Raw genomic sequence first — 12762 nt, forward strand, 5'->3', positions numbered from 1 at the left:
GCGCATTGCGAAAGCCGATATCCATGGCCGACAAAGAACCCCATCTCACAACCACGCAAGTCCGTCAGGGCGATCGCCGTTTGATGAATCTGCGCGTGCTCATTCTCAGTATGGTGGTCCTTGCCATCGGGTTCGCGCTGGGCGTGTGGTGGAGTTCGGCGACTTACGACGAGACGGCGACGACGACCGATACCGGCCAAGCGGCGGAAGCGGGCGTTCCCGAAACCGAACAGGCGCCGTTACCGGTGCCCGAAGGTCAGGAAGAGGTCGTGCCGCCCGCCGACGCGCCGCCGGCGATCGAGGCGGCGCCGCAGAACGTACCGGCTGAAGGATAGGCCGAGCTTGGGGGCTAGGCAGGATGGAAGCGCTCAGGATCAAGGCAATCGACGCCGAAAGCTGGGACGATTTCGAGCGGCTGTTCCAATCCCGTGGCGGGCCGAAATATTGCTGGTGTATGGCATGGCGCGCATCTGCCGAGGAGGTCAAGGCGGGCGGTGGCGTTGTACGTCGGTCCATGATCAAGGCCCGCGTCAAAAATGGTATACCCATCGGGATCGTCGGTTTGCTCGAAGGCGAGCCGGTGGCGTGGTGCTCCATCGCGCCGCGCGAGACGTTTCGCGGGTTGGGCGGCCCGGAGGATGATCCACCGGATACGGCGATATGGTCCATCACCTGCTTTTTCATAATGCGTGCGTATCGCGGTAAAGGCTATTCCCGGCAACTGCTCGATGCGGCCATCGCCTATGCGCGAGAGAACGGCGCCGCTGTGGTTGAAGCCTATCCGGTCGATCCAGAGTCGCCGAGCTATCGGCACATGGGGTTTCTAGGCCTGTTCAACTCGGCAGGCTTCAAGGAGTTGGGGCGGGTCGGCAAGCGCCGGCATGTAATGCGCCTTGCGCTTTGAGGCTGCTTGAAACCGAGCGACGGGTTAGCGTCTGTGCAGCGCAACGGAATTGCGCAGGATCAGTTCGGCGCGCAGCAGGATTTCGCGCTTTTCGACGTCTTCCCCCTCAAGCATGGCCAATAGCAATTCCATGCTCGCCTCGCCGATCTGCAGGCGGGGCTGCTTCATGGTGGTGAGCGAGGGAGTGACGAAGCTCGCGTAGGAGATGTCGTCGAAACCCATGACGGAGAAATCTTGCGGGAGTGCGTAGCCGCGAGCGGTCAGGGCGATGATGACGCCCAATGCGGTAGCGTCGTTTACGCAGAAAAAGGCGGTGGGGAGCTGGTCGCGGACAAACATGCGTTCGGTTGCGCCGCGACCGCTTTCGGTGGTGCCGTCGGCTTCGAGAACGAAGCGTGGGTCGACGAAGAGCCCGGCGCCGGTCATCGCGCGGCGATAGCCTTCCTCGCGATAGGAGGCGACGGCGCTGCGGGTCGATTGGCCGATGAAGGCGATGCGGGTATGGCCCTGAGAGATCAAGTGATCGGTGGCCGTGCGCGCGCCTTCGATATTGTCCACGCCGACAAACGGGATGGTGGCATTGGGGACAGGTTCGTTGACCGCGACCATGGGCGGGAGCCTGACATTGGGTCCGGCCTGGGCGAGGCCGAAGGGCAGGTGCCCGGTCAAAAGAATGATGCCATCGGCCTGGTTGGAGCTGAGAAAGCGCAGATAATCGGTTTCGCGGGCGGGGTCGTTCTGGGTGTTGCCAATCAGGACGCCGTAACCGCGCTTGCTGGCTTCGGTTTCAAGGCCGATGAGGATGTTGGAGAAGTTCGGGTCGCCGACGTCAGGGGCAAGGATGAGGATCATGTTGGACTTGCGCATGCGCAAGTTCCGGGCCATCGCGTTGGTCGTGTAACCGGTCTGTGCTACGGCCTCGATGACCTTGCGGCGTGTGGAATCGGCGACCTTGCCCGGCTCGTTGAGCGCGCGCGAGACCGTGGCGATGGAGACGCCGGCGATCAGCGCCACATCTTCGATCGTTGCTGGTTTGACCGCGCTCAATGCACCCCCATAGCCCCGGCTCGGTTCCTCATACTGGCCGGTTGGCCGGGAACGGGATCATTCCCATTCCTGCGCGCGGCGCCAGTCCCGGATCCATGATTTATACACATTGCCCATTGTGTAAACCTTTACATGACGAATGAAAAGGTTTACACCGGCTCAAATGTGAACGGCTCAGGCAAATATACCGGGCCGGGTTCAGGGGGAGGATTTGCGTTATGGCCGATGCCAGCGCGCAGGATGCAGCGCCGATTCTGGCTGCCAGCCGGGTATCCAAAAGCTTCGGCGAGGTGCCTGTGCTGTTCTCTGTCGACTTCGATATTCGCGAAGGCGAAGTTCACGCGCTGATCGGTGAGAATGGCGCGGGTAAATCCACACTCATCAAAATTCTTTCGGGGCTCGAAGAGCCGACATCGGGCACCGTGATGCTCGACGGCACGCCGACCCGGTTGCCCGGCAATGGAGAAGCCGAGGCGCTGGGGATCGTCGTCATCCATCAGGAACTGAACCTTGCCGAGCACTTGACGGTGGCCGAGAGCATCTTCCTCGGGCGTGAGTGGAAGCGGTTCGGGTTTTTGCGGCGGTCCGACATGCAAGCCGAAGCGCGCCGTATCCTCGATGCGCTGCACGTTCATATCGACGTCAACGCGCGGATCAACACGCTTTCAGTGGCCGACAAACAGATGGTGGAGATCGCCAAGGCAATCAGCCGGGACGCGCGGGTTCTCATTATGGATGAGCCCACAGCGGTGCTTTCGGGTGCGGAGATCGACTCGTTTTTCGAACAGGTCGCGCGTTTGAAGGCCAAGGGCGTCGCCATCGTTTTCGTCTCCCATAAACTCGGCGAAGTGATGGCGATTTCGGATCGTGTGACGGTGCTGCGCGACGGGCAATTGATCGCGACCGTCGAGACACGTGATCTGACGCCGGATTCAATCGCCGAGATGATGGTAGGGCGTGAGCTTTCCAATCTCTATCCGCCAAAGACTGAGCCCGATGTCGACGCTCCGGTGGTGCTCGATGTCCGGAATCTCGTCGCTCCCGGGGTACGCAATGTCAGCTTTTCCTTGCGGAAAGGCGAGATTCTGGGTTTTGCCGGGTTGATCGGGTCGGGGCGGACGGCCGTGATGGAGGCAGTCGCCGGGCTTGCGCCGCGCGAGGGCGGTACGGTGACACTCAAGGGCGAGCTGGTCGCCTTCCCGTCCATCGCCGAGGCGGTGAAGGCGGGGCTGGTTTATATGACCAAGGACCGCAAGGGGCGCGGGCTGCTGCTCAATGTCGGCCTGCAGCCGAACCTGACACTGCTGACGCTTCGCCGGCATCTTCGGAGCGGGTTTCTCAACGAGGCGAGCGAAGTCGAAGCCATGGAGCGGGCGACGCGGCGGTTCGACATCCGCGCGCGGGACGCTTCGGTGAAGGTCGGGCAGCTTTCGGGCGGAAACCAGCAAAAACTCATGCTGGGCAAGGCGATGGAGGCCGAGCCCGAGATCGTCATCATCGACGAGCCGACGCGCGGGATCGATGTGGGGACCAAGCAGCAGATTTATCACATCATCGCGGCGCTCGCGAAAGAGGGCAAGTCGATCATCGTCGTCTCCTCGGAGATGCAGGAGGTGATCGGGTTGTCGCACCGTGTCGTCGTGATGCGGGAGGGGCGCAAGATGGGCACCCTCGAGGGCAGTGAAATCACAGAAGGGGAAATCATGCGCTATGCCGCAGGACTGAAGGGAGAAAGCGAAGATGACCGTGCAAGCGCATGAGGGCGTGAAGCCCGCCAAAAGGCGGTTTTCGATCGACTACCATACGATGGGGCCGCTTTTGGCGCTGATCGTTTTGTGCTTGATCGGCTTCGTTCTCAATCCGGCGTTTCTCTCCGAGGGCAACGTTACCAATCTGCTTACGCGCTCGGCTTTTATCGGGATCATCGCGGTGGGCGGAACATTCGTGATTACTGCGGGTGGCATCGACCTTTCGGTGGGGTCGATGGCAGCGGTGATCTCGGGGATCATGATTATCGTCATGAACGGGGCCATCGATACGATGGGCGTCGGGGTGCAGACGGTTTTGTTCGGGTGTCTGGTTTCGGCGGTGCTGGGTCTTGCCGCGGGGTTCCTCAATGGCTTCATGACGACCAAGGGCAAGATCGAGGCGTTTATCGTGACGCTCGGGACCATGGGGATTTATCGCTCGCTGGTGACGTATTTCGCCGACGGGGGTACGCTGTCGCTCGATTTCGATATCCGCGATATCTATCGGCCGGTTTACTACGACGCGGTGCTGGGCGTGCCGATCCCGGTGCTGGTCTTCGCGCTGGTTGCCATCGTGGGGTGGGTGTTGCTCAACCGGACGGCATTCGGGCGCTATTGCATGGCCATCGGGTCGAACGAGACGGTGGCGCGGTATTCGGCGATCAAGGTCGACCGGGTCAAGACGCTCACCTACGTGATCCAGGGGCTCTGCGTTTCGGTCGCGACGATCATTTACGTGCCCCGGCTCGGCTCGGCGTCCTCGTCGACGGGCGTTCTGTGGGAGCTCGAGGCGATTGCCGCGGTGATTATCGGCGGGACGATGCTCAAGGGCGGCTATGGGCGGATCGGGGGCACGGTGGTTGGTGCGATCATGCTCACGACGATCGGCAATATCCTCAATCTCACGGACATCATCTCGAATTACCTCAACGGCGCGGTGCAAGGCGTGATCATCATCGCCGCGGTGTGGCTCCAGCGCGGAAATCTGGGGCATCTCAATATCTTCAGGCGCAAGCCATCGGCCTGACGATTGGGCCGGTCCACTGACCGGCCGTTCATAACAACCAAGGAGGAGCACATGCAGATATTAAAGACGTTCGCCGTCGCGGCGCTGGGGGCAACCGCCCTTGCCGGCACCGCAATGGCACAAGAGGTGACCATCGGGGTCTCCATTCCCGCGGCAACGCATGGCTGGACCGGCGGGCTCAACTGGCACGCCGAGCAGGCCGAAATGCGGCTTGAGGAACAGTATCCCGAGATCGACATCGTGCTGGTGGCCGCAGACGGGCCATCGCAGCAGGCCAACGATCTCGAGGATCTCGTGGCGATCCACAATATCGACGCGCTCGTGGTGCTGCCGTTCGAATCCGAGCCGCTGACCGGCCCGGTGCGGAACGTCAAGGAGCAGGGCGTGTTCGTGACCGTGGTCGACCGCGGGCTCTCGCAGGAGGGCATCGAGGACGTCTATGTGGCGGGCAACAACACGGCGCTCGGCGCGGTTTCGGCCGAATACTTCCTGTCGCGGCTGGGGGATGGCGACAACATCGTTATTCTGCGCGGCATTCCAACGGTGATCGACGACGAGCGTTTCAATGCCTTTATGGAAGGCATCGAGGGCTCGGGCATCAATGTGCTCGACCACGAATACGCCAACTGGAACCGCGATGACGGGTTCGAGGTGATGCAGGACTTCCTGTCGCGCTTCCCGGATATCGACGGGGTCTGGGCACAGGATGACGATATCGCGCTCGGCGTGATCGAGGCCGTGCGCCAGGCGGGCCGCGAGGATGAGATGTTCATTGTCGGCGGCGCGGGGATGAAGGAAGTCATCCAGATGGTGATGGATGGCTCGGAGCTCATTCCGGTGGACGTTCTCTATCCGCCCGCAATGATCGCGACGGCGATGGATGTGACGGTTGCGCATTTCACGTCCAACGGTCCGGTTTCCGGGGAGTACATTCTCGGTGCGCCGCTGATTACGCCCGAGAATGCGGAAGATTTCTATTTCCCGGATTCACCGTTCTGATCGGTTATCTCCCCCAGAGCGCAAAAAGGAAAGGCGGCCTTCGGGCCGCCTTTTCGCGTTTTATGAGGAGAAGACCGAGCGTAGCCAGGGGAAGAAGGGCATGCGAGAGCCGAACGGGGCGCGGCCTGCGGGCGGGCGTTCGGCGGTGCGGTGGGCCGGCGTGCGCGGATGGGGCCGGCCGGGGAGGTCCTCATCTCCAGGTGCGGCTGCGTGGCTGTGCATGAGCGCGTCGAGATAGCTTTCGGCCCAGTTGTCGACGCTGTGCTTGAGAGCTGCATCCATCAGGCTTCGCCAGCGCTGCTTGCGCTCTTTGAGCGGCATGACGAGCGCCTTGCGCATGGCTTCGGCGGTTTCGTCGGTATCGAAGGGGTTGATGATCAGCGCGTCGTGGAAGATTTCAGCAGCGCCGGCGAAGCGCGAGAGGACCAGTACGCCGGGGTCCTCGGGATCCTGCGATCCGACATATTCGTGGGCGACAAGGTTCATGCCGTCGCGCAATGGCGTGACGAGGCCGACACGGGCAAGGCGGTAGAGACCGGCAAGCGAGGCTTGGCCGTAAGCGCGCTTGACATAGGTCAGCGGCAGCCAATCGGGTTCGGAGAACTTGCCGATGACACGGCCGACGGCGCTGTCGAGCTCGTCGGAGATGACCTGGTATTCCTTGATCGTGTCGCGCGAGGGGGGCGCGATCTGGATCATGTGGACGGTGCGGCGCAGGTTGGCGTTGTTTTCGAGGAGCTTTTCGTAAGCGGAGATGCGCTGGGGCAGGCCCTTGGAGTAATCGAGCCGGTCAACGCCGAGGATGAGCGCGCGCCCGTTGAGACCACGAGCGACCCGGTTGTACATCTTCTGCGCGGCGGGGCTTTTGCCGAGTTTGGCGAACGCGCCTGGATCGGAGCCGATGGGGAAAACGTCGAGTACAGTACTGCTGGGATCGACAACAAACGGCTGACCACCGGTTTCCTTGACCATGAGCTCGTGCGCGATGAATTCGTTGAAGGCGACGAGGTCGCGCTGGGCCTGGAAGCCGACGAGGTCGTAGGCGGTAAGGTCCTTCAGAAGGTCCTCGTGGTGTGGGATCGCGTTCAAGGCATCGGGCGTGGGGAAGGGAATGTGCAGGTAGAACCCGATGCGGTTGCGGATATTGCGGCGGCGCAATTCGGTCGCCAGCGGGATCAGGTGGTAGTCGTGCACCCAGATGACGTCGCCGGGTTCGATCTCCGCGACGAGGGCGTCGGCGAACTGGGCGTTGACGCGGCGGTAGCCTTCATACCAGTGCGACTGGATGTCCGTGAGATCGAGCCGCAGGTGAAAGGCCGGCCAAAGGATGGAATTGGAAAAGCCCGCGTAATAGGCGGCGTGGTCGGCGCGGGTGAGGTCGATCTGACCGATCTTCAGGCCGTCTATGGTCTCGAAGCGCGCTTTTTTCTCCGGATTTTCGGAAAAGGAACCCGACCAGCCGAACCAGAAGCCGTCGCGCGTCGAAAGAGCTTTCTTGAGCGCGACGGCCAAGCCGCCGGCGGCGGGGGATTTCCCGGGAGTGCGGTTGGATACGATGATGAGTCTACTCATTTTCGCTGGCCTCTTGCATGGCGCTGCGCGGGAACGCCCCGGCGCGCCCTTCCTGAGTCATTGCGTGTGCCTTGCGCACGACAACGTCAAACAGATGGTAAACGGTTGCGACGTCGGCAATACGAAAGCGTGCATCGGTCTCGCCTTCGCCGACCTTGATGCCGATGCCCCCCATGGATTGGACCGCGCGGAAGGCGTCCTCGTCCGTTATATCGTCACCGATGAAGACCGGGATGCGACCGGCAAAGGGGGGATGCCGCATCCATCGCGTGACGGCGCGGCCCTTGTCGGCGCCTTTCCTGCGGGCTTCGAAGACCTTCTTGCCGTGGATGATGTGGAAGTCCGGCCTGTCCGAGATCGCGGCTTTGAGGGCTGCAAGCGCATCCTCCCGGCTTTCGGGCGCGGCGCGGTAATGGACGGCGACGCCCGCGGGCTTGGGTTCAATGAGAATGCCCGGGATGTCTTGCAACGCGGTTTCGGCTTGCCTCGCGATCTGTCGCGCGGCGGCGGTCAGTTCGGGGGGGATGGGGTCGATGGCACCGTCGCGGCGGGTTTCGGCGCCGTGGCTGCCGGATATGGCGACGGGAAACGATAGGGAGAGCAGGGTATCGACTTCGGCGACGGGGCGTCCGGTGATCACCGCGAAAGCGCCGTCTAGTGCATCGTTAAGGGCTTCGAGCCGTTGGGGCAGTTCGGGCGGAACCGCAACAGCGTCGGGCGTTGGGGCGATTTCGACGAGCACGCCATCAAAATCGGTGAAAAGCGCCACCGGATCCTCAAGCGTGGACAGGATGGCGTTAAGAGTGTCGGTCATGACCTCGGATCGGGCGAAAGTTGCCAAATGCTCCTTGTTGAGAAAATGCCCGGCATGTTGGCCCGGTTCCACGCAACCGGTGCCGGGGCTATCGCTTAAGCTTTCAGCGTGGCGAATCTCGTGCCTAAAAGCATGGCAGACATCGCCCTGGGGACCAAGCCACGCTGACGCATACCGGCTTTTCGCCCGGCGCAAGCGCGGGGGTCATAACAGCAAGGATAACGCTTTATGTCCCCAAACAGGGGTGTTGCCGCCTGGCCTTGGGCTAACGCATCAGTGATGCGCTTGTGCAGAACTCAGCGTTGCCGCCAACATCACAAAACGCCTGAAGTCCCGCCCCGTCGTTCGGGACGGTCAAACCATTGGCCTGCGTTATGGTGAGGACGATAAACAGCAAACTTGCCGCCAAGGCAGCAAGGCTGACAATGCGTGGCGTAGTCATCGTGGTGGCCTCCCTGCACGTGGTTTGCAACTTTTTAAGACATGTTGCGAAACCATTAACGCCGCAGGTGGGGAGAATGCGCCAAGACGCGCCGGTATGCAAGTCCGGGCCGCACCGTATGTCGAGTCTGGGGAAAACGGGATGGGGAGAGAGGTTGGACGTAGATGCCGTGTCGGCAAACTAAACCTCTCTCCCCGAAGCGGAAAACAGGACCGAGAACGCTAAAGGCCGCTGTTTTCCATATCGCAGTTCGGGAGGAACAAACCGCGATACGTTTCGGATCATACGCCTCTCGTCTGGCGGCTGCTCAAATTGAAGAAATTCAACCTGTGCCTGCGTCCGGCGCCGATCGATCAACCGTTTTGGGAGGAGGTCAGCGCCGAATGCGGCTGAAAAAGGCGGGAGGAATGGATGCAAACACGACCTTTGGGGGACGTATTCAGGAGCTCATTCCTCCCTATCGGACGTAACCGGGGACGCGGTGGTTACGCCCGAATTGGCCAGGTTGCGGTTTCCCGCACCCAAAACCGTGTCAATTGGGCCATTTCGCGACGATACGCATCCAAATCGGCGTGGTGTTCGAAAACAGCACTCGCCCCGGCGGCAAGTAGCGTGTTCCGCGTTGATGCGTCCAGTGTCGACGCCAAAGCCACGATAGGAATGTCTGCATTGTGCACGAGCTTTTCAATATCGGCAATGAACTCTGCGCTTGCTGACGAATAGCCTTTCAAATTCACAATGACCATGTCCGGGGTTCGTTCCGGGCGGGCCGTAAAAATTTCCATCAAGATACGCTTGCCACGGTTCGCCCCTCCCAGCCAGACAAGGAAGGCCGGCTCCGGCGCTGCGCTCAGCGTGCGGCTAAGCTGCCGCGCGGAATGAACATGGTCGTCGACAAGCGCGAAAACCGGCTTGTTCTCAACATATTGCGTCATCAGCCCCAACTCGGCGCGATAGCGCTCCTTCTGAGGGGAACGGCGTGTCATACCCCGCATCGCGTATCGCAGCTGCCATCAAAGTAAAAACCGAGCCCCATCCGAGGTCAGCATTTATAGTCCGGAAGCAGAAATGCTCCGGCGTTTCAGTTGCGGGCCGTATGCGGGAGAAACGGTGCGCCAGGCACGTTAGTTGATGTAAACTCAGGTAAAATTACCGGTCGATTTACATGTAAAATCAAGGCGCGTAAGATCATCCCAAGGCAGGAGGAATCCGTGCCAAGGGGTGAACCATTCAGCGCCGGACAGGAGGAGGCAATTCGCGCTGCCTTGCGCGAATTGCTCGAATGGGAGGTGTTGTGCCGTTCGCCGCAGCTTGCGGCGTTTCTCTCGTATATCGTCGAGGCGCGTTTGCGGGGCGACGAAGCCTCGATCAAGGCATATTCGATCGCCGTTGACGTTTTCGGACGAGAGGAAGACTTCGATCCGCAAGCCGATCCTATCGTAAGGGTTCAGGCGCGGCGGCTCCGGTCTCTGCTTGCGGAATATTATGCGATCAAGGGCCAGGCGCGCGCCGTCCGGATTGCGCTGCCGAGGGGCCGCTATGTGCCGGAGTTCGTTTTCGAAGCCGACCTGCCGATTGAAGCCGCGCTTCCGAGCGAAGTGCAGGCCGAAACAATGCCGCCCGACCTCGGGAGGGCGCAGCCGCCGCGCAAACACCGCCCTCTTTTTGAGACTCTGCTGCTCGTGGGTGGGCTTGGTGCGCTGTTCATCGGTCTGAGCCTTATTCTCTGGCCCAACATCACGCGACACGATGTGGTGGTACCGTCCGACGGGCAGCCACAGGTGCCGCTCGTGATCGTCGAGGAATTCGAGAACCTCACAAACGATACCCTGGGCGCGCCGCTCGTTGCGGGATTGGCGGTCGAACTCGTTACCGACCTCGATCAATTCCCTTATATCGAAGCGCGGTATGGCGGAACACAGGCCGATGCCGCTGAAGCCGAACTTGCTAGCGGCCGGCCCGTCTTCGTGCTTTCAGGCGTCGTGCGGCGCACCGGTGGCGGTGTGCAGTATGGCGCGCTGCTCTCTCGCACCGACGTCGAAGCGCAGCCGGTCTCGTTCGATATCAATGCGCCTGCGGTCGGGGGACAAGTGACGTTGTCGCTAGACGATATTTCCCGGCACTTCGTCATGCGATTGGCGAGTCCGAGGGGCGTTTTGCACGCGCCCGCGCGGCGGTGGCTCGAAGAGGAAAACGGGACTGAAATCGTACTGGCGCCCTATCCGTGCATGGTTGCGTTCAGGCAATATCAGGAAGTCTTTGACCGTGCGCTGGCGATCCGCATCAAGGCGTGCGCAAGTGCGCATGCCCAGTCGGAAGCGGGGGCGGGGGAAGCCGGCGCGATGCTCGCGAGCATCGCCGCAGATGAAGCGTTCGCAGTCGGAATCGATCTGTTGGGGGCTCAGAATCTGCTCGCCCAGGCCGGGAGACAATCGGCGCTGGCGGCCGAGCTGGCTCCGACGAGCGCCTTTGTCTGGGCGCAGCATGCCCACGTCGCCGCGGTCACGAGCGATCATCTTTCGGCGCGGGACCGATACAATGCTGCGCTCCAACTCAATCCGGCCGACGTCGATGTGCTTGCGCACTTCGCTACGGTGCTTGCGCAGACGAATAATTGGGCACTGGCGCTCGAGCGGTCGGATGTGGCGTTGAGCGCCGACCCGGATCCGCCGCCGCGCTTCCACTTCGTTCCCGCGCTCTGGGCTTTACGCAACGGTGAGTACGATACTGCGCTGGACCATGCCCATGAGATGATCCGTGCCTATCCCCGCTTCGGCACCGCGGTGATGGTCGCGATCGGGGGGCAGACGCGGAATTCGGAGATCATCGATACGTATCTCCCGCGCCTTCTGGCGGTCGAGAGTTACCGGCGACTGGGGATTATGCCGGCCCTGCGGCAGGTGACGGGCGATCCGGCGGTTCTGCTCGAATTGAGCAACGGAATTTCGCAAGCCGGGGTGCCGCTCGATCGGTTGGCCAATCCGTTTTGAACCAATTGCACTTTGGCTTCTTGTTCATCTGGACGCGATCCACCAATCGCGTTCAGATGGGGAAACTGCGAGGAGGGCAAAGCGATGGTATTCAGAGCACTGGTGACGCACAAAGATGCGAGTGGCAACGTCGCCTCGGCGATCGAGGAAATGCGCGAAACCAGCTTGCCGGAGGGCGACGTTCTGGTCGGGGTCGAGTGGGCCGGGTTCAATTACAAGGATGGATTGGTGCTGACCGGGCAGGGCGGACTGGTGCGCGATTATCCGCATGTCGGCGGGGTCGATTTCGCGGGACGGGTAATCGAGAGCCGGGATGGACGCTATCATCCCGGGCAGGCGGTGATCCTTACAGGCTGGCGGGTGGGCGAAATCCACTGGGGCGGCTTTGCGACCCGGGCTCGCGTCAAGGGCGACTGGCTGGTGCCATTGCCCCGGAAACTTTCGACGCGCGATGCGATGGTGCTTGGCACCGCCGGGCTGACGGCGATGCTGGCGGTCAACCGGCTCAAGGCCGAAGGTGTCAAACCCGGCGACGGGGATATCCTCGTTACAGGGGCCGGCGGTGGGGTCGGCTCGATTGCAACGCATTTGCTCGGACGGCTTGGCTACAAAGTGTACGCGATGACGGGCCGGCCCGAACTCGCCGAGCCTCTGATGCGGCTCGGGGCCGCGGAGGTCGTCGGCCGGGACGTACTCGAAGGGACCGGGAAGAAACTGGTCTCGCCGCGCTGGGCGAGCGCGGTCGATACGGTGGGCGGGGCGCCGCTGGGCGAGTTGCTCAAGCAGATCAAGCCTGGTGGTGCCGTCGCGGCGATCGGGCTGGCCGCGGGCGACAGCTGGAACGCGACCGTTATCCCCTTCATCCTGAGAGGAATCACGCTTGCGGGAATCGATAGCGTGATGCAACCCATCGCCGCGCGGGTGGGGGCCTGGGAGCGGCTGACGTCGCTATTTTCGTCCAAGGTCTATGAGGAGATGACGCAGGAGGCGCGGCTTGAGGATCTGCCGCGGCTTGCCGGGGACATTCTGGCCGGGCAGGTGCGCGGCAAGGTGGTTGTAAAGCTGGCTGCGTAGCCCGCATTTCATCTGGCTTTAACCACGATGCGGGTTAAAGTTAAGAACCCAACCGAAAATTCGGACGGGTCGGCCTGGCGGGTCTTGTCCTGAACAAAAATCCCTCGCCAGTCCTCAACCGCCGAATTATCGGTTGGGTTCTAAG

12 protein-coding genes are annotated in these 12762 nt (G+C 61.7%); 7 read left to right on the forward strand and 5 right to left on the reverse strand.

Annotation, left to right across the window (positions count from 1 at the left end; all coding sequences use genetic code 11):
- The first annotated feature begins 23 nt into the window (after positions 1–23).
- Together LG281_RS16555 and LG281_RS16560 are read left to right on the forward strand one after the other, a co-directional pair.
- Entirely contained in the window at positions 24–335 is a 312-nt protein-coding gene (locus LG281_RS16555) for a hypothetical protein (RefSeq protein ID WP_404402644.1), read from the forward strand.
- 23 nt (positions 336–358) lie between these two features.
- Complete coding sequence (locus LG281_RS16560) at positions 359–904, forward strand: GNAT family N-acetyltransferase (protein WP_404402646.1); 546 nt, start codon at positions 359–361, stop codon at positions 902–904.
- A gap of 24 nt (positions 905–928) precedes the next feature.
- Here the strand turns inward: LG281_RS16560 and LG281_RS16565 are convergent, their stop codons facing one another.
- Complete coding sequence (locus LG281_RS16565; RefSeq protein WP_404402648.1) at positions 929–1951, reverse strand: LacI family DNA-binding transcriptional regulator; 1023 nt, start codon at positions 1949–1951, stop codon at positions 929–931.
- Positions 1952–2169: 218 nt separating this feature from the next.
- On the opposite strand from LG281_RS16565, the gene LG281_RS16570 reads away from it, so the two are divergent.
- Genes LG281_RS16570 through LG281_RS16580 form a run of 3 tightly spaced genes read left to right on the forward strand, consistent with a single transcriptional unit; the run spans position 2170 to position 5725 of the window.
- Positions 2170–3711, forward strand: coding sequence for a sugar ABC transporter ATP-binding protein (locus LG281_RS16570; RefSeq protein WP_404402650.1), 1542 nt, complete (start codon positions 2170–2172; stop codon positions 3709–3711).
- Positions 3692–4726 (forward strand): ABC transporter permease, encoded by a 1035-nt coding sequence (locus tag LG281_RS16575; RefSeq protein WP_404402652.1) that lies wholly within the window; start codon positions 3692–3694, stop codon positions 4724–4726. Before LG281_RS16570 ends, LG281_RS16575 begins: the two co-directional genes overlap by 20 nt.
- A gap of 51 nt (positions 4727–4777) precedes the next feature.
- A complete protein-coding gene (locus LG281_RS16580) occupies positions 4778–5725 on the forward strand; it encodes a substrate-binding domain-containing protein (RefSeq protein ID WP_404402654.1) in 948 nt (315 codons plus the stop codon).
- A gap of 60 nt (positions 5726–5785) precedes the next feature.
- Here LG281_RS16580 and LG281_RS16585 read toward each other — a convergent pair whose 3' ends face one another.
- The 4 genes from LG281_RS16585 to LG281_RS16600 all read right to left on the reverse strand — a co-directional run bounded on the left by LG281_RS16585 (position 5786) and on the right by LG281_RS16600 (position 9497).
- A complete protein-coding gene (locus LG281_RS16585; protein WP_404402656.1) occupies positions 5786–7297 on the reverse strand; it encodes a trehalose-6-phosphate synthase in 1512 nt (503 codons plus the stop codon).
- The gene (otsB, locus tag LG281_RS16590; protein ID WP_404402658.1) at positions 7290–8111 is read right to left on the reverse strand and encodes a trehalose-phosphatase; all 822 of its coding nucleotides are present in this window, start codon (positions 8109–8111) and stop codon (positions 7290–7292) included. Before otsB ends, LG281_RS16585 begins: the two co-directional genes overlap by 8 nt.
- Before the next feature lie 265 nt (positions 8112–8376).
- Entirely contained in the window at positions 8377–8553 is a 177-nt protein-coding gene (locus tag LG281_RS16595; RefSeq protein WP_404402660.1) for a hypothetical protein, read from the reverse strand.
- A 485-nt stretch (positions 8554–9038) separates the two neighbouring features.
- Positions 9039–9497: a hypothetical protein gene (locus LG281_RS16600; RefSeq protein ID WP_404402662.1), complete on the reverse strand. Its 459-nt coding sequence runs from the start codon at positions 9495–9497 to the stop codon at positions 9039–9041.
- A 267-nt stretch (positions 9498–9764) separates the two neighbouring features.
- Between LG281_RS16600 and LG281_RS16605 the strand changes: the two genes are divergently transcribed.
- A complete protein-coding gene (locus LG281_RS16605; protein ID WP_404402664.1) occupies positions 9765–11543 on the forward strand; it encodes a hypothetical protein in 1779 nt (592 codons plus the stop codon).
- An 84-nt stretch (positions 11544–11627) separates the two neighbouring features.
- Positions 11628–12617, forward strand: coding sequence for an MDR family oxidoreductase (locus LG281_RS16610; protein WP_404402666.1), 990 nt, complete (start codon positions 11628–11630; stop codon positions 12615–12617).
- The last annotated feature ends 145 nt before the right edge of the window (positions 12618–12762 follow it).

It is taken from the genome of Pelagibacterium halotolerans, from assembly GCF_044811015.1.
GTDB lineage: Bacteria > Pseudomonadota > Alphaproteobacteria > Rhizobiales > Devosiaceae > Pelagibacterium > Pelagibacterium halotolerans_A.